Raw genomic sequence first — 17,918 nt, forward strand, 5'->3', positions numbered from 1 at the left:
CCCGCCCGGTGGCGCGGCTCAGCCGGTCACCCGCCTGTCGCCGCCAAGCTGGCTGATCGCCATCTGCGCCATACCCTGGTTCATCACCATCGCATCGGCGAGCATAAAGACCGCGCCGGCGCCGTTCTGCACCTGGATCAGCAGCCGCCGTTTTGCGGTCGAGAGACTGAAGAAGCTGACCGGCCCCCCCTCTGCCGTCAGCCGCTCATCTTGCAGCTGCGTCAGCATCTCGCGGCAAAAGTCAGCAAGCTGTGCCAGGGTTTCCGCATCGCCCGCAAGCAGGGTATGGCCTGCGCCATCTTCATGCAGCAGGCCCGCCTGCAAGATCCCAGGCTGGGCTGGTGTGGCTTTTGGGGCAACAGGCGCAACCGGTTCGCGGTCAGGCTGAACCCCTGTATCGGCCTCGACCCCGACTTTAGCCCCGGCTGCCGCGACGGGCATCTGCTCAACCTCTGCGACGGCCTCGGAAGTGCTTTCGGCAATCGTGTCGGGAGCCGGGCTTGCAGGGGCCCAGACCTCCGTCTCAGACCCGGGGGCGGAAAGGATCGCTTCTTCCACTTTCGCCGCTTCCGCGACGCATGGTATGTCGTCTACGGCTTCCGCCGCGAACCTGGTCTCAAAATCGGGGGCGGCCCGGGTTTCCACCGATTTCTCGCGCGGCTCGCGGTCATAGGCGGTGCGGCCCGGCTGGGCGGCGAAGCCACGCAGCAGCGCCGCAAGGGGCGCGCCGCCGGTTGCCTGCCAATCTGCTTCAGACCCGGCAGATGCCGCGATTTTGCGGCGGTCGCCAAAGAGGAAGAAGCGATGCCCGAAAAGGGCAGCGGTCTCACGCTCCATCCGCTCCATCAGCCGGCCGCGATCCTTGTCCGAGCGCAGCTTGTCACCACGCGACACGATCAGGATGGAACGGTCGGGCCGGGGCTCGCCCAGGGCTTCGACAATCGCCTTTTCCGTCAGCCGCCAGGCCTGCGAGCCGATGGTGACCCAGATCATCACATCGGCCGATTGCACGAGGTCGATCTGATCGCCGGTCAGCTCTTCGGCCCGGGTCATCGGCAATTCGATCAGCTCAAATCCGGACAGATGCGGCTGATCGAGCCAGAGACGGATGAAGTCGGCCACATGAAACAGCTCTTTCGTGCCGGGGAGGGCGGCGCGGATCTCGCGACCATCCCGCCCGGAGGCCTCGATCCCGGGGATCTCGCGCCAGCCGGCGACCAGCACCGGGCGCGCGCTCTGCCCGATATTGTCCGGCAGCAGCTGGTCGCGCATCAGCGCATTCATCACGGTGGATTTTCCGGCACTGACTTCGCCGCAGATCACCACGCGCAAGGGTGAACCAGTGCCAGCACCTGCGCGTTTTTCCCGCAAAAGGGCGGTCAGATCTGTCATTTTCATGCGGCAGCCCCAGGTTCGGGAAGCTTCAGCCCGGTTTCCAGCGCGGCAAGCGCGGTCAGGCGGTGCTCCAGGGCCTCCATTTTGGTTTGCAGGCGCTGCAAGACGGCCTTCCGGGCTTCGGGGTTCAGTGCAATGCGTTCCATATCTGTCTTGTCCTGTTGCAGCCGGATCGCGTTTTCCGACAGGATCGCGTCGAACATCCTGAGCATCACACGGATCCGCGACATGCCCGCACTGGCGCGCTCCAGCTGCGCCTCATTATAGGCCGCCAGAATTTTCTCGACCGAAGGCCGCAGCTCTTCGGTGGTCAGCATGCGCAAAGCGCCCAGCGATTTGTCGACATTCAGCGAGGGCTTGCGCCAGAAGGCCCAGCTGCGGTCAACGATCATGCCGACGCGCAGGTTGCGTTTCGCGAAGGTCAGGGTCGAGGTGAAACTGTAGCAGGGCAGTCCCTCCAGCGTTATCTCGGCGGTCGGATCCCCGGATGTCCTGTCCTGGAATTTCGAACCAATCGCATGGCGGCAAGCCTGGATACAGATTTGCAACGCCGCATCCGTTCCGCTGCGCGAGCCTATATAGCATTGGCGCGTTTCGGCCTCGAGCGCCGACTGAAGCGGCAGCAGGTCGAAATCGAGCGTTGTACTGGCATCGCCTGGCTGAGCATCGCCGAAAAGCCGGTCCTCGAAGGCGTTCTTCTGGCGGTCGACAAAATCGCCGATCGCATCCATGAGCCGCGCCTCAAGCCCGGTCCAGGATTTCGACACCACCTCTTCGATCTGCGTATCCGCCGCGTCGACGAGGTCCTCAAGCCGTTTGCGCAGATCGCGGATGCCTGAGATTTCAGACCCCACATCACGGGCCGCAATTCTCGCGATATCGCTGCGCAGGCTTTCCATCTGCACCCGCAAAGCGTCGCGTTCGCGGTTGTCGATGAACCGGGCCGCATTCAGCTCGGCCCGGATATCACCGCGCAACTGGTTGAGCTGCTGGCTGCCCACACCGCTGTCAAGCGTGGCCGAGAGCGTGTCTTTCAGCCGGTTCAGCCCAGAGGCGAGCATCAGCCGGTCTTTGCGGTCGCGCGGCAGGCGGCCACAGGTTTCGCGGATATACTGCGCAAGCTCGTCACTGTCGGCAGCCTCGCGGAGCTGATCGGCCCCTTCGTCTTCGCGCAGCGCCAGATCGGCGAGCCATGCAGACCCCGCAACGATACGAAAGTCGATTTCCGGGATCGCGGCGCGCAGCCGGCATTCGACATCGGCGATGACGCGCGGCACCTGGGCGCTGTAATCGTCAAGCTCGTCGATGCGATTGATGAAGATCACCACATCCTTGTCGTCCTGGCGCGCCAGGATCCGGATCAGCGCGACGTCGACATCGGTCAGCGGCTGATGCGCCGAAAGCACCATGATAAAGACATCGGATTTGTCGAGGCTGCGGCAGGTCAGCTCGTCACGCAGAAGGAACGGGTCATTTACCCCGGGGGTGTCGGTGATGATGGTCGGCACCTGGAATTCCGGCAAGCTCATGTAAACACTGGCGCTTTTTGTGAGTGCGGCATAGCGGCCAAGCGCTTCGCGGTCGAGCCCGTCATCGCTTCCCGGGCCGGCGCAGACATAGCGCTTCAGCAGACCGGCCGAAAGGTGGTCATGGTCATGTCTGCTGCCAAGCAGCGCATGGTAATGGCGCCCGAGCCGGCGCTGCGCGCGTTCGCGCATCTCTTCGCTCTGGCGGCGCAGCACGTCGCTGTCAAAGCCCGGCAACAGGTCTTCGGTCAGCTGGCGGATGGCAGAGCCGCTGTCGGTGATCTCCTGCCAGTCGGCTTCGTCGAAGAATTCGAAACGCGCGCCCGAGGCAGGATCCGAGGCGATATTGACGCGGATATTGGTGACCACCGATGTCCAGGGATTGATATCCGAGGGCAGGAAATCATGCTGCTGCAAAAAGGCATTGAGGAAGGTGGATTTCCCGGCCTTGACCTGACCGATCACTGCGATGCGGGCGGTCCAGTCTTCCAGCCGGTTGCGCAAGGGGGCAAAATTCGAACTGGTTTTCGGATCGACCAGGTGGTCGGCCCTGTCGAGCCCGTCGCGCAAAAAGGCGAGCTCCTGCCGCAGTTGCGGAGCGATTTTCACGACGGCCTCCTTCCGGCCGGGATTCCGGCCACGCTGACTGGAAAAACGGCCAGCACCGGGCAAATGCCTCGCCGCCGCTGACATTCCGCTGCCCCGGCCGCGCGCCGGGACAAAGGGGGATACTGGCCCTGTCGGGCCGTTCTGGCCGCACTACTCGTTACCCCTGTCCGCTTGCATCACGTCACAGCCGGACAGTTATCCTTAATGGTGGCTGGGTTATGGCGGTCTGAGGGCCAAGTCTTGGCTTTGAACGTCCTGGAACGCACTCTGTCCGGTCCCCTTCGGGGCTTGCAGGCATTTACCGCCCCGGCACAGCCCGGTCTTCTGGCGTCCCGGAAGGCGCCCGAAGACCGAAGATGCCCAAATGCCAGGGCCGTATCAGACCTTCAGCTTGCCTTCGACGTTTTTCACGGAGATGCGGGCGAGACCTAGGTTCGCATTGCTGCGATCCAGCGCAACATAAACGAAGACATTCGGGTTCGAGGCCAGCGGGCGGATCAGGTGCAGCTGGGTGCCGAGCGTGATCAGGATGTCTTCGATATGATCATCAAGACCCAGAGCGGCCATCGCAGCGTTCTTTGCGCGCACCACTTCGGTGTTTGCAGCGCCGGCGGCTTCGAGGTCGAATTTGATGCCGCTCGACTCGCTTGCGAGCATCAGGCCGGTTTCGCTGTCAACAAGGCAGGCGCCGATAAAGCCGGCGATTTTTTTCAGTTCAGTGATGTTGGTCGACATTTCGGGTGAGATCCTTTGTTTGCAAGATGTATCATTTCTGAATTCAACATTTGTTTTAATGTTGGCCTGATTGGATCCATTTTGGGAAAATGCGGTAATGATTTTGGCGCAATAATGTCGATTTTTGTCTTTGGGATTTTTGTAATTAATAAATATGTATACAAATCATATAATTATACATTTTGTACCTTCTCAGGTTGATGCGGTTTAAGGTCTTTTTCCTCTGGTTGTTTTTTGTGTCATTTAATAATTTTTGCTGACTCTTTGGTTGTGAATATCGGATAATTTACCGACTTAATTCAATTGATGGTTGTGATTTTTCGGGCTGGATCTGCAACAACGATGGCCGGCCCTTCTTTCGAAGTGAAGTGATGATCATCGCATGATTGTATCGCTTCGATATGTGAATCAACCGTGCCGTGATTTAATCAATTAAAAGTTGATATGCACTCCGGCTCTGTAAGCAGAAGGACGTATTGAGCCAGACGGCAGCGGATCCGGGAGCGGCCAGGGTCCGGAAAAGCGCGGCCCATTAAAGAGGGTAGCCCGGCTGCGACACCCGGGGGCGCGGGTCGGTCACGCCCTGGCGCGGTACTCTGCCGGAATCAGACCCCGCAGCGCATTGCCGACCCAAAGCCGGACGATGCCCAGGTCTTCGGGCCGCAGGATCTCTTCGGGGCAGGCCAGCTCACTGCGCAGGACACCCGGCAGCAGGCCAGAGCTCAGCGGCGGTGTGCGCAGCCCGGCGCCACGGTCGAAAAATACCGTGGTGATCGTGCCCTCGCTGATCTCGCCGCGCTCGTTCAGAAACAGCGCCTCGTCAATCCCGGCGGGCAAGGCCGCCCGGGCCGCGTCATGAATAGCGCGGCGCGAAGATTTTACCGAAAGCCAGGGATCATCCGAAGCCAGCCGCTGTCCGGCGAGGCTGACGCTCCAATGCGGTTTCGCAGCGGGGAGGGGATGTGTTTCCCAGAGCAGCCGCCCCGCTGCACCAAGGGTCAGCCGCAGGCGGGCGGGGGTTGCGGGCCCCGCAGGCGCCGCAGGTTCCGGCCGCGCCCAGCCAAGTGCCAGCGCGCTGCGCTGCAGCCGCGCCAGATGCAGCGGCCAGCGCGGCGCGGTGGCCCCGGTCCAGAGCACCGTCTCGATCAGCGTCAGTCCCGGCTCACCGCCGCATTGACGAAGCGCGCTTTCCATAGCGCCTCCTCCCATTCGCCGGCCTCGGTCGAGCCATAGACTACGCCGCCTCCGACATTCATCCTGATTTCACCGCCATCCACCGTCAGCGTGCGGATCGCGACCGAGAAATCGGCGCTGCCATCGGGGGCCATCCAGCCGATCGCGCCACAATAGGCATCGCGCGCGAAAGGCTCGACCTCGCGTATGACCTCCATCGCGCGGATTTTCGGCGCGCCGGTGACCGAACCACAGGGGAACAAGGCGCGGATCAGATCGGGCAGGCTGGCAGGCTGCGCAAGCTGGCCCTGCACCTCGGACACCATCTGATGCACGGTCGCGTAATGTTCGACGGTGTAAAGCTCGGGCACTTTCACGCTGCCGATCTGCGAGATCCGGCTGATGTCATTGCGCAGCAGGTCGACGATCATCAGATTCTCGGCCCGGTCCTTGGGGCTGGAGCGCAGCTCCTGCGCAAGGTCCGCGTCGCGGGCGCGGTCGGCGTCGCGGGGGCGGGTGCCTTTCATCGGGCGGGTGGTGATCCGGCCATCGGCCTCAAGGCGGAAGAACAGTTCGGGGCTGCGCGAGACCAGCGCCGGCTCGCCCGCCAGATCGACAAAGGCGCCATGCCCGACCGGGCCAGAGCGCCGCAGCCGGCCATAAAGCCCCTCGGGCGTGCCCGAAAGCAGGCGCGAGGCCATCGGGAAGGTCAGATTGGCCTGGTAGATATCGCCCGCCGCGATCAGATCCAGCACCCGGGCAATCGCGCGGTTGTAGTCTTCGCGCGTGATCACCGGCTCGGGGGCGGCGATCCGCGTCGCCCCGGCCTCTTCTTCCATCCTCGCCAGAACAGCTGCGGGGTCACGGGGGCCGGTAAAGGTCGCGAGATGCACCAGCGGCAGGCGGCGATCCCCGGGCATCAGCGGAAGAAGCCGGTCCTCGAACGCATATCCCGCCTCATACGAGATATAACCCGCAATCCATGCCCCGGCCCGGCGCGCCTCTTCGGCGTCGCGCAATACCGTCTCGACTTCCTCAGGGTTGCGTGCGGTTTTCACCGACAACGCGTCATCAAACAGCGCCGGGCTCTCCCCGGGGCCGTGTTCGAAAAAAATCTGGCGTCTGCTGCTTTGCATAATGGGCACAGGAATAGGGGCTGGCGGAGGACTGCGCCAGCCGGAATAACGGGTGGGAGCCATCGCGACCACTGGCCGAGATCGGTGGCGCGACAGGGGGGCGCGATGGGAGACGCGGCCCGGCGTGCTCTGGCGCGGGTGTCGGTTTGCCCTTGCGCCCATGCCGCGCCCCTCTATAACCCCGGAAAATTTAGCGACAGCCAGCCAAAAAACCTGAGGTTCCCGACATGCCGAAGCGGACAGATATCCACTCGATCATGATTATCGGTGCTGGTCCTATCGTGATCGGCCAGGCCTGCGAATTCGATTATTCCGGTGCCCAGGCCTGCAAAGCGCTGCGCGAAGAGGGCTATCGGGTCATCCTCGTGAACTCGAACCCGGCGACGATCATGACCGATCCGGGGCTGGCGGATGCCACCTATATCGAGCCGATCACCCCCGAAGTCGTGGCGAAGATCATCGAGAAAGAGCGCCCCGATGCGATTCTCCCGACGATGGGCGGCCAGACCGGGCTGAACACCGCGCTGGCGCTGGCGGATCTGGGCGTGCTCGATAAATTCAATGTCGAGCTGATCGGGGCCAAGCGCGAAGCCATTGAAATGGCAGAGGACCGCAAGCTGTTCCGCGAGGCGATGGACCGGCTGGGGATCGAGAACCCGAAGGCGACCATCGTCGCGGCGCCGAAGCTGCCGAACGGCAAATACGACATTGCGGCAGGCGTCGCGAAAGCCATGGGTGATCTGGAACATATCGGTCTGCCCGCGATCATTCGCCCCGCTTTCACGCTCGGGGGAACCGGCGGCGGCGTAGCTTACAACCGTGACGATTATGAAGCGATTGTTAAGTCCGGCCTTGAAGCCTCGCCGATGGCGCAGGTTCTGGTCGATGAATCGCTGCTTGGCTGGAAGGAATACGAGATGGAGGTGGTCCGCGACAAAGCGGATAACGCCATCATCGTTTGCGCCATCGAGAATATCGATCCGATGGGCGTTCATACCGGCGATTCGATCACCGTCGCCCCGGCGCTGACGCTGACCGATAAGGAATACCAGATCATGCGCAACGGTTCGATTGCCGTCCTGCGCGAGATCGGGGTCGAGACCGGCGGCTCCAACGTGCAATGGGCGATCAACCCGGCGGATGGCCGTATGGTGGTGATCGAGATGAACCCGCGCGTGTCGCGGTCCTCGGCGCTGGCCTCGAAAGCGACCGGCTTCCCGATCGCGAAAATCGCCGCGAAACTGGCGGTGGGCTACACGCTCGATGAGCTGGACAACGACATCACCAAGGTGACCCCGGCCTCGTTCGAGCCGACCATCGACTATGTTGTGACCAAGATCCCGCGCTTCGCGTTTGAGAAATTCCCCGGCGCTGAGCCGCTTTTGACCACTGCGATGAAATCGGTGGGCGAGGTGATGGCGATTGGCCGCACTATCCACGAATCGCTGCAAAAAGCGCTGGCCTCGCTGGAAACCGGCTTGTCCGGCTTTGATGAGATCGAGATTGCCGGCGCGCCTGACCGCGCCGCGATTTCCAAAGCTCTGAGCGTGGCGACCCCCGACCGGCTGCGTGTGATCGCGCAGGCGATGCGTGAGGGTCTGACCAATGACGAAATCCAGGCGATCACCTCTTTCGATCCCTGGTTCCTCGCGCGGATCCGCGAAATCATCGATCAGGAACATGAAATCCGCAGCCATGGCCTGCCATCTACGGCGGAAGGCCTGCGCGCGCTGAAGATCATGGGCTTTACAGATGCGCGTCTGGCGCGGCTGACCGGCCAGGCCGAATCTTCGGTGCGCCGCGCACGTCGTGGCCTTGGCGTGACTGCCGTCTTCAAGCGGATCGACACCTGTGCTGCCGAATTCGAGGCGCAGACGCCTTACATGTATTCCACCTATGAGATGCCCGCGATGGGCGATGTCGAATGCGAATCGCGGCCTTCGGCGGCGAAAAAGGTGGTTATCCTCGGCGGTGGTCCGAACCGGATCGGCCAGGGGATCGAGTTCGATTACTGCTGCTGCCATGCCTGTTTCGCGCTGACCGAGGCCGGCTATGAGACCATCATGGTCAACTGCAATCCGGAAACGGTTTCGACGGATTACGACACCTCGGACCGGCTCTATTTCGAGCCGCTGACGCTGGAACATGTGCTGGAGATTTTGCGGGTCGAGCAGGAAAACGGCACGCTGCATGGCGTGATCGTACAGTTCGGTGGCCAGACCCCGCTGAAACTGGCCCAGGCGCTGAAGGATGAGGGCATTCCGATCCTCGGCACCACGCCGGACGCGATTGACCTCGCCGAAGACCGCGAACGCTTCCAGGCGCTCCTGAACGATCTTGGGCTGAAACAGCCGGTCAACGGCATCGCCCACAGCCGCGACGAGGCTTTCGAGATCGCCGCGCGCGTCGGCTATCCGCTGGTGATCCGCCCGTCCTATGTGCTCGGTGGCCGCGCGATGGAGATCGTGCGCGATGACGCTCAGCTGGAACGCTATATCGCGACCGCCGTGCAGGTCTCGGGCACGAGCCCCGTGCTTCTGGACAGCTATCTCTCGGGCGCGGTCGAGGTGGATGTCGATGCGCTCTCGGATGGCGAAGAGGTCCATGTCGCGGGGATCATGGAACATATCGAAGAGGCGGGGGTCCATTCGGGCGATTCTGCCTGCTGCCTGCCGCCACACCAGCTGTCAGCTGAGACCGTGGCCGAGCTGAAGAAACAGACCGTGCAGATGGCGCTGGCATTGCAGGTTGTCGGCCTGATGAACGTGCAGTTCGCGATCAAGGATGATGTGATCTACGTGCTTGAGGTCAACCCGCGCGCCTCGCGTACGGTGCCTTTCGTGGCCAAGGCCACCGATTCGGCGATTGCCTCGATCGCGGCGCGGCTGATGGCGGGCGAAAAGCTCTCGGCCTTCCCGCAGCGCGCGCCCTATGATGCAGGTGTCGGCCCCGACAGCCCGCTGCCGCTGGCAGATGCGATGACGCTCGCCGACCCGATCACGCCCTGGTATTCGGTGAAAGAGGCAGTGCTGCCCTTCGCCCGCTTCCCCGGTGTGGACCCGCTTCTCGGGCCGGAAATGCGCTCGACCGGCGAGGTCATGGGCTGGGACCGCAGCTTCGCGCTGGCCTTCCTCAAGGCGCAGATGGGCGCGGGCATGGTGCTGCCCGAGACAGGGCGTGTGTTCCTCTCGGTCAAGGATGCCGACAAGTCTGAGGCGCTGGCCTCGGCGGCGCGCGATCTGATCTCGATGGGCTTTTCCATCGTCGCCACGCGCGGCACGGCCTCCTGGCTGAAAGCCGAAGGGATCGAGGCGGAATCGGTCAATAAAGTCTATGAGGGCCGCCCGAATATCGTCGACCGGCTGAAAAACGAAGACATCGCGCTGGTGATGAACACGACCGAGGGCACGCAGTCCGTCGCCGACAGCCGTGACATCCGCCGGGTGGCCCTGATGGACCGCATCCCGTATTTCACCACGGCCGCGGCCTCGGTTGCCGCTGTCGCCGCGATGAAAGCGCGTGGCGAAGGCTATGGGGTCAGGACGCTGCAGGGCTGATCTGCCCCGAGCAGCACTCATCCGGTAAAAGCCGCCCTTCGGGGCGGCTTTTGCGTCAGTTTTCTCAACAATCTCGTGAACTGGCGGTTTTCCCCCATATTTTCATGACGATTCCGGCGGGGCTTCGCCATGCTTTCGGGGCGCATGGACCCATTCCGCATTCGGCCAGTTATCCCCGCGTCCACTGAACGTGAGGCTAACGAACCAAAGGAGTGAACCATGAAACGGATCCCCCCCTTCGCCGCCCCGCCTGTTATCGCGCTGGCCGCTTCGCTGATGCTTGGCACCGCCGCCCTGGCGCAGGAGACCACATCTGATCCGGCGCAGACGATGCCGGAAGCCGGAACTGTCGATGAGACCGGCGCCCCTGCAGATCCGCTGATCGAGGGGCAACCCGAGGCCACGCCGGCAGCGCCTGACCCGGCAACCGCAGATGTGCCGCCTTTGCCCGATACGACCGAGACCCCGGTGGCCCCCGCCGAAATGCCTGCCACTGACACTTTCACCGTGCCCGAAGGGTATAGTGTGGTCAGCGACTGGACGGCTGTGACCGCCGATCAGCTTATGGGCGCCACGCTCTATGCGGCCGATGGCTCGAATATGGGCTCGGTCGCCGACCTTGTGCTCAGCACCGAAGGGCCGGTTCAGGGCGTCGTCGCCGATGTCGGCGGCTTCCTTGGTATCGGCACGCATCGCGTCAATCTGGGCCATGACCAGGTCACCCTTTACCGCAATGAGAGCGGCACGGTGATTGCGGCGACCACGCTTGGCGCCGAGGCGCTGAAAGCGCTGCCCGCCTGGGAGCCTGCGCAGTAAGCGCAAGTCTTATCCCGATCACCCGTCGGGCGGGCTCAGGGCCTGACGGGTGTATGACCAGGATCATTTCCATGCCCACGATCCTGGTCGGGACGGCCCGCAGTCAGCTGCGGGTCGTTCTGTCTTGACTTTCGGGTGTGGTAAGCCCATTTCTGCCCGGTCCGACAGCCCGTGCCGCGTGAGCACTGAAAGGCCCGGACGACAGGTTCCCACCATCACGCAGGGGCGCCGATGGCGCGCACGGCATCCGGAATTCTCCGGGGGCGAGGGCCGCTGTCTTCCTTGACGTATGGAATGAACATGACGACTTTCGCAGATCTCGGCCTTTCGCCGAAAATTCTCGCCGCGCTGGAAAAGACCCAGCTGAAGGCGCCGACCCCCATTCAGGCCCAGGCCATCCCGCATATCATGGCGGGGAAGGATCTGATGGGCCTCGCTCAGACCGGAACCGGCAAAACCGCCGCATTCGGCCTGCCGCTTTTGCACCGCATCCTTGACCTTGGCCACCCGCCGGGGCCGAAGAATATCCGCGCCCTGATCCTTGTGCCGACGCGCGAGCTGGCGACGCAGATCAAGGACAATATCACCATGTTCACCCAGGGTACTGCGGTGAAGGTGGTGATTGTGGTCGGGGGGGCTTCGATCAACAAACAGGCCCAGGCGCTGGTGCGCGGCGCCGATGTGCTGGTGGCAACGCCTGGCCGCCTGATCGACCTGCTTGGGCGCGGCGATGTCAGCCTTGAGAAATGCGGCTATCTCGTCCTCGACGAGGCTGACCATATGCTTGATATGGGCTTTATCCATTCGCTGCGCCAGATCGCGAAACATATTCCGGTGCGGCGCCAGACGATGATGTTCTCGGCGACGATGCCGAAAGATATCAATGAGATCGCCGATACCTATCTGCGTGACCCGGTCAAGGTGCAGGTCGCACCGCCGGGCAAACCGGCTGAGAAAGTCACCCAGGGGGTGCATTTCATCCCCAATGGCGACAAGGCAAAGCTGCTTGAGGAATATCTGAAAAAACACCCGGGCGAGCAGGCGCTGGTCTTTTCGCGCACCAAGCATGGTGCCGATAAGCTGGCCAAAGTGCTGGGCGGCTGGGGCTTTAAGGTGGGGGCGATTCACGGCAACCGCAGCCAGAATCAGCGTGACCGCATCCTGACCGAATTCAAATCCGGCGCGGTAGATGTGCTGGTCGCAACCGATGTCGCCGCGCGCGGCATCGATATTCCAACCGTGCGGCACGTCTATAACTACGATCTGCCGAATGTCGCTGACAATTATGTGCACCGGATCGGGCGGACGGCACGGGCCGGGGCCAGCGGCTCTTCGATCAGCTTTTGCTCGCCCGCCGAGATGGGCGAGCTGGCCGATATCGAAAAGCTGCTGAAAAAGACGCTGCCAGTGATGGGCGGCGCGCCCTGGGCGGCGGACGCAATCGCGGCTGCTCCCAAGCCCGGGCAGAATCGCGGGCAAAATCAGGCGCGTGGCCAGAATCGTGGCGGGCAGAAGGCCGGGTCAAAGCCGCTGCCGCCGAAAGCATCGCGCCCGGGCGCGGGCAAGCCACAGGGCGGCCGTCCGGGTGGGGCGAAGCCTGCTGCAGCACGGCCCCAGGGGGGCGCAGCGGCTCCGTCGCGGCGCCCGAAACCGCGCGGCTGAGGCGATCAGATGAGGCGGCTCAGACCGCCTCTTCCTCAAGGTTCAGCTTCATCTGCAACAGCACATGCTGGATCGCGATGGTCTCCCGCAGGAGACGTTTCGATTCGTTGATGCTGATTTTCCCGTCGGCAATCGCCAGGTTGTATTCGCTCATCAGCATCGCAAAGCGCTGCGCGAGGGCGACAACATCCTGGTTGATGCCCGAGGTTTCTGGTTCTTTCCGGTCATTATCATAGGCGAGCGTAATGCCGCGCAGGTCGGCCAGGGCCGAGGTGACATGCGGGAAACGCGCGGCGGCCTCGAGCTGGGCGACCACATCGACCGGCATGAAACGATCCGCATGCTCTTCGCTGTCGGAATAGTAGCGCCCCAGAGTGGCTTTGGATTTTCCGGTCAGCGCGCAGGCGGCCTCGATGCCGACATCCTTGACCAGAGTTTCGCTGTGCTTTTTCAGATATCTCGCCACAGACATGGCCAACCTCATTCAGATCCGGGATGCGGCGCGCGGCAGTCTGGCGAGGCAGCCTGGCCGGGCGGTCCGGGTGTAGCAGAGCTAAATAATTCAATCTTTTCCTGTTAATCTCACGGCAAGCCTTTGTCACCGATAAAGGAGGGACCGGGGAGCCGGGGTCTAAGCGCGTGTCCGGACCGCCGCAGAGCTTCGGCATTCTGCCGGTGCGGGTGGGGGCTGTCTGAGGTTTCCGATTTCAGGCAGATGCGGGTGGCAGCCCGCAGGCCGGACAGGATGTAACGCGTGAAGCAGGCCCTCGCCTGCAGGTAATTGGTGGCTGAATGGCCCTCCAGCTTCGCGCAGGCCCGGCCCCATATCAGGGGGCGGCTGATGACAAAATCCGAGCCGGCGGTGCCCTGGGCGGGGCGCAAGAGGCCACGTGTCCGGGAGGCGGTGCTGCTCCGTGGGACAGGGAGCCTGTGCGGCAGAAGCGCCGGAGAGGAAAGGCGGGATTGCGGCACATTCGGGGGCTACAGGTCCACAAGGCCGAATAAGCGGGCGCAGCATGAGCGTGATCTTTCAGGCCTGGCCCGCTACTGACCCGGATCCGCCTGCGGGCTTGACAGAGCATGGACCAAAGGGGCAGGGCAGGTGCATGGCCAAGCTCTATTTTCACTACTCGACGATGAATGCGGGCAAATCGACCCTGCTGTTGCAGGCGGCCTATAACTATCAGGAAGGCGGCATGTCGCCCTATCTGATCACCGCGCAGATGGATGGCCGGGCCGGCGCTGGCCGTATCGCAAGCCGCATCGGCATCGGGATGGATGCGGATATTTTCGGACCCGAAGATGATCTTTTCGCGATGATCGCGGCGCGGCAGACGCGGGGCCCGGTCGATTGCGTCTTTATCGACGAGGCGCAGTTCCTGTCGCGGGGCCAGGTCTGGCGGCTCGCTCAGGCGGTGGATGATCTGGGCGTGCCGGTGATGTGCTACGGGCTCCGGGTCGATTTCCGGGGTGATCTTTTCCCTGGCTCGGCGGCGCTGCTGGCCTGGGATGATGAAATGCGCGAGGTGCGCACAATCTGCCATTGCGGCCGCAAGGCGACGATGGTGGTGCGCAAGGGGGCCGATGGCCAGGTTCTGACCGATGGGGACCAGGTGGTGATCGGCGGCAATGAGACCTATCAGAGCCTCTGCCGCCGCCACTGGCGCGAGGCGGTCAACGACCGCTGAGCGAAAAAATTCCTGAGAAGGAATTTTTCACCGAATTCCTCTGAAGGAATTCGATCACCGCTCCTGATCCCGCGCGCGCAGGGCGATGATCGTGCCGGCGAGAATGATCAGCACGATGCCGATCCAGGCGAGGGCTCCGAGGCGTTCCCCCCAGATCGCCCAGCCCCAGATCGCGGACGTCGGCAGGACCATATATTCCACCACACTGACCCGGCCCGCATCTGCCAGAAGATAGGCTCTGGTGCAAAGCCCGACCCCGATCGCGGAAAAACTGGCATGGAGCAGCATCCAGGACAGGTATTCGCCATCCGGCCAGACCGCGCCGCGCAACAGAAAGCCATCGCTGCCTCCGGGCACGGCTTGCGGCCAGATCGCCAGCACCACCAGCCCTGCCAGCCCAAGGAGGCCAAGGCTCACGAAGAACCCGGCCAGCAGGGTGCTGGCACTTTCGTCGGCGCACCAGCGCCGTGTGGCGATATTGGCCATGGCATAAACCGCGCCTGCCAAGGCCGGCACAAGGCCGATGAGCCCCGCCCCGGCCAGCGCGCGGGGACCAAGTACCAGCACGACGCCAAGAAACCCCAGAGCCACCGCCACCAGCCGCACCGGGCCGATCCGCTCGCCATAAACCAGGCGCGAAATCAGCAATACGAAGATCGGCGCGGTGAAAAGCCCCGCTGCCGCCACCGCGACCGGCATGAAGGCCAGAGCGCCGAAATAAATCATGATCGCAATGCCCTGGAGCAAAGCCCGCGCCGCCACTGCCTTTACATTGCGCGGTCTGAGCCGCAGGCCCAGAAAGGGCGCCACCAGCCCCATCATCAGAAGCGCGAGACAGCTGCGCGTCGCATGGAACTGCCAGAGCCCGGTGTTCCCGGCCACCGCCTGCACATAATTATCGCTGAAGCCGACCATCGCGGCATAGATCAGGGTCAGCCCCACCGCCATCAGCGTGCGGTCGGGCGCCATCGCAGAGACAGTCATCGGCTTCCTCTTCCCATTCCCTTTCCTGTGAAGCCCGGCGGCGCAACCTCTGCGCGTCTGAATGCGACATTTGCGGCCTGCTCTGTGCATCCCGGGCACCCGATACCTGCCCATCCCGATGCGGGGCGTTGTGGCGCAGGCGCGGGGCGGCTAAGGTCGGGAGATGAAAAGACGAACGGGCAGTTCTTTGGCACAGGGATCAGGCACCGCGCTGAGCAAATTCCAGCGACTGGAATCGCTCGGTCTGTGGCGCGATACCGAAGATGGCCAGCGCCGCGAGGTGGTGGTGCTGATGGGGGAGGCGACGCTGGTGCTCAGTGATCCGCGTTCGGGAACCCCACTCAGCCACTGGTCGCTGCCCGCCGTCAGGCGGATCAATCCGGGCCAGCAGCCGCCGCTGTTCTCGCCCGGGGAAGACAGCCCGGAATCGGTCGAGATCGACGATGAGACCATGCTCGCCGCGCTGAAAATGGTGAATTCGGCGGTTCGCGCAGATTCGCCGCATCCCGGGCGGCTGCGTTTCGCGCTGATCGGCGGTGCGGCGCTTGGGTTTCTCGGCCTTGTGACGCTGGTTCTGCCGCGCATCCTCGTCTCGCATACGGTTGCCGTGGTGCCGCCATCGAAACAGGTCGAGATCGGCATGCGGGCCCTCGATGATGTGATCCGCCTGACCGGGGCGCCTTGTGCGGGAGAGCTGGGGCTGCCCGCGCTGGCCGAACTGTCGGACCGTGTCTTCGGGGCAGAGAATACGCCGATCCTCTATGTCCTGCCCGAGGGCCTGGCGCGCCCGGCGCATCTGCCCGGCGGCGTTATCCTGCTCCCGGGCTCGCTGATTGACGAAGACGCACCCGATGCCCTTGCCGGGGCGGCGCTGGCCGAGGGGATCAAGGCCGGGATCGCCGATCCGATGCGCGGCATTCTGGATCATGCCGGGCTGAAAGCTACCTTTGACCTGCTGGTTTCGGGCGAGCTGCCGGTCACCGCACTGGAAGGCTTCGGCGAGGCGTTCATCCGCGATGAGCATGAGCTGCCGGCGCTGTCGCGCCTCCAGTCCACCTTCGAGACCGCCCAGGTGCCGCTGACGCCCTATGCCAGCTGGCTGGCGGCCAATGGCGTGATCCCGGCGGAAAAGGCAGCTGAACTGATCGCCGCCGACCCGTTCCAGGGGCGCATCTCAAGCCCGCTGATGCCCGATGATGACTGGATTGCGCTGCAATCGGTCTGCAGCGGCTGAGGCCGCATCAGTATTGGCCCGCCGGCACCGACCAGGCGGGCCGGCAGGTCCGATCCAGCCTTACTGCACGATCACCGCATCGCCAAAACCCGCGCCCCGCACCTGTGACAGCGCGGCGCGGGCCTCGCCTGTACTGGCAAAGGGGCCAGCATAAACCACCTGGAGCGCCCCGCCCCGGATCGTTGAGTGCGACACGGGCAGGCCCAGGCCTTTAAGCCGCCCCGCCGTGCCCTCGGCATTGGCGGCGACGCCGAATGTTCCAACCTGAACAAAGACCCGACCATTGGCCGCAGGCGCTGCCGCCGGTTTTGCCACCGTCACCGTGGATTTTGATGAGTTTGAGATGGATGGGGCAGCCAGCAAGACCACGCTTTGCGCGCCATCGGCTGCGGTGGTCACAATCGCGGGCTCCATCCGCGTGCTGCCATCGCTGCGGCGCACCTTCACCATGACCTCGCGACCGGCGCCGTCATGCAGTTCTGCGGGGGTTGTTCTGGTCCAGACCGTCTCCTGATCCGCGATGCCTTTCGCGGTTTGCTGGCCGCGCTGCGGGTTCAGCCGGTCATCCTCCCAGGCGGGTTTATAGCCCGGCGGTGGCGTCGGAATGGCGCTTGCCGTTGCGGCCTTGCGGGGGGCCACGGTGATGGTCTGCCCTGTCGCCACCGCCGTGGCGGTGCCTGCCCAGCTGTCGGTGCCGCCGGTAACAAGGCGGGGAAAGCTTGCGCCCTCAAGCGAGCCATCGCCTTTGGTGCAAAGCGTCCTGGTGCCGCCGCCCTCGACGCGGAATTTCTGCGCGACCGGCGCCGAGCCGGGGCAGGCGAGCCGGTGGCCTTCAGGCCCGGTCCAGGTGACGATGCGCGGTGTGGCGGCGGGGGCTTTGGCGGCGGCAAAGCTGGTCGCAGCCGTTTTAGCGGCAGGCGCAGAAGCCGCAGCGGCCGGTTTTTTCCCGGCGGCCTCAAAGGCGCTCTGCATCGGAGCGGGCAGCGGCAGCGGAGCACCTGGTTTGGGGGCGGAAGGTGAAAAAGACGTCCCGGTAGATTTTGCAGCCGGAACTGCTGCGGGTGTACCTGCTGCCGGTGCCGCTTCGGCGGTCTCTGTCGGCCGCCCCGAGGGCGCATAGCCGCAAAGCTGCTTGCGGTCGCGCGCGACGCGCGGCACCCAGGTCTCGCGCCCACTATTGCCTGCCCGCAGAAAGACGCAGCCGCGGCTGTCGACATATTGTTGACCTTTATACCCGGCCGGCGGCAATTCCGCCGGGCCGCGCAGATCGGCAAATGCAGGTGCAGCGAAACAAACCGCCGCCAGAACGGCGACGGGCAGGATCTTGGCAGACATCGGGGTACTCCCAGGGCAGCGGAAGAGACAGCTGAGCCGATTTTTAAGGGTTTCTGCGGGTGAGTAAA

At 63.6% G+C, this 17,918-nt stretch carries 13 protein-coding genes; 5 read left to right on the plus strand and 8 right to left on the minus strand.

All coding sequences use genetic code 11. The annotated features are described in order from the left end of the window. Nucleotides 1–18: 18 nt before the first annotated feature. The 5 genes from AC4FS3_RS19385 to AC4FS3_RS19405 form a co-directional block, all read right to left on the minus strand. On the minus strand, nt 19–1,398 hold the full coding sequence (locus AC4FS3_RS19385) for a dynamin family protein (RefSeq protein WP_491021910.1): 1,380 nt from the start codon (nt 1,396–1,398) through the stop codon (nt 19–21). After that, complete coding sequence (locus AC4FS3_RS19390) at nt 1,395–3,530, minus strand: dynamin family protein (protein WP_491021911.1); 2,136 nt, start codon at nt 3,528–3,530, stop codon at nt 1,395–1,397. The genes AC4FS3_RS19385 and AC4FS3_RS19390 overlap by 4 nt, the downstream gene beginning before the upstream one ends. Before the next feature lie 378 nt (nt 3,531–3,908). Further along, nucleotides 3,909–4,265, minus strand: a complete 357-nt coding sequence (locus AC4FS3_RS19395; RefSeq protein ID WP_283177065.1) for a roadblock/LC7 domain-containing protein — start codon at nt 4,263–4,265, stop codon at nt 3,909–3,911. A gap of 576 nt (nt 4,266–4,841) precedes the next feature. After that, a complete protein-coding gene (locus AC4FS3_RS19400; RefSeq protein WP_491021912.1) occupies nt 4,842–5,459 on the minus strand; it encodes an aminotransferase class IV in 618 nt (205 codons plus the stop codon). After that, on the minus strand, nt 5,417–6,574 hold the full coding sequence (locus AC4FS3_RS19405) for an aminodeoxychorismate synthase component I (RefSeq protein WP_491021913.1): 1,158 nt from the start codon (nt 6,572–6,574) through the stop codon (nt 5,417–5,419). The genes AC4FS3_RS19400 and AC4FS3_RS19405 overlap by 43 nt, the downstream gene beginning before the upstream one ends. Before the next feature lie 227 nt (nt 6,575–6,801). On the opposite strand from AC4FS3_RS19405, the gene carB reads away from it, so the two are divergent. The 3 genes from carB to AC4FS3_RS19420 all read left to right on the plus strand — a co-directional run bounded on the left by carB (nt 6,802) and on the right by AC4FS3_RS19420 (nt 12,609). Then, complete coding sequence (carB, locus tag AC4FS3_RS19410) at nt 6,802–10,131, plus strand: carbamoyl-phosphate synthase large subunit (protein WP_491021914.1); 3,330 nt, start codon at nt 6,802–6,804, stop codon at nt 10,129–10,131. Between the two features lie 219 nt (nt 10,132–10,350). Beyond that, nucleotides 10,351–10,947 (plus strand): PRC-barrel domain-containing protein, encoded by a 597-nt coding sequence (locus AC4FS3_RS19415; RefSeq protein WP_491021915.1) that lies wholly within the window; start codon nt 10,351–10,353, stop codon nt 10,945–10,947. A 300-nt stretch (nt 10,948–11,247) separates the two neighbouring features. Next, nucleotides 11,248–12,609 (plus strand): DEAD/DEAH box helicase, encoded by a 1,362-nt coding sequence (locus AC4FS3_RS19420; protein WP_491021916.1) that lies wholly within the window; start codon nt 11,248–11,250, stop codon nt 12,607–12,609. 19 nt (nt 12,610–12,628) lie between these two features. Here AC4FS3_RS19420 and AC4FS3_RS19425 read toward each other — a convergent pair whose 3' ends face one another. Then, nucleotides 12,629–13,081 (minus strand): hypothetical protein, encoded by a 453-nt coding sequence (locus tag AC4FS3_RS19425; protein WP_491021917.1) that lies wholly within the window; start codon nt 13,079–13,081, stop codon nt 12,629–12,631. A gap of 634 nt (nt 13,082–13,715) precedes the next feature. Between AC4FS3_RS19425 and AC4FS3_RS19430 the strand changes: the two genes are divergently transcribed. Continuing rightward, nucleotides 13,716–14,297, plus strand: coding sequence for a thymidine kinase (locus AC4FS3_RS19430; protein ID WP_491021918.1), 582 nt, complete (start codon nt 13,716–13,718; stop codon nt 14,295–14,297). A 54-nt stretch (nt 14,298–14,351) separates the two neighbouring features. On the opposite strand, the gene AC4FS3_RS19435 is transcribed toward AC4FS3_RS19430, so the two are convergent. After that, nucleotides 14,352–15,281: a DMT family transporter gene (locus AC4FS3_RS19435; RefSeq protein ID WP_491021919.1), complete on the minus strand. Its 930-nt coding sequence runs from the start codon at nt 15,279–15,281 to the stop codon at nt 14,352–14,354. Between the two features lie 187 nt (nt 15,282–15,468). Between AC4FS3_RS19435 and AC4FS3_RS19440 the strand changes: the two genes are divergently transcribed. After that, a complete protein-coding gene (locus tag AC4FS3_RS19440; protein ID WP_491021920.1) occupies nt 15,469–16,515 on the plus strand; it encodes a hypothetical protein in 1,047 nt (348 codons plus the stop codon). Between the two features lie 60 nt (nt 16,516–16,575). On the opposite strand, the gene AC4FS3_RS19445 is transcribed toward AC4FS3_RS19440, so the two are convergent. Next, nucleotides 16,576–17,850, minus strand: coding sequence for an SPOR domain-containing protein (locus AC4FS3_RS19445; protein WP_491021921.1), 1,275 nt, complete (start codon nt 17,848–17,850; stop codon nt 16,576–16,578). Between the last annotated feature and the right edge of the window lie 68 nt (nt 17,851–17,918).

Source organism: Pseudogemmobacter sp. TB195, from assembly GCF_058313095.1.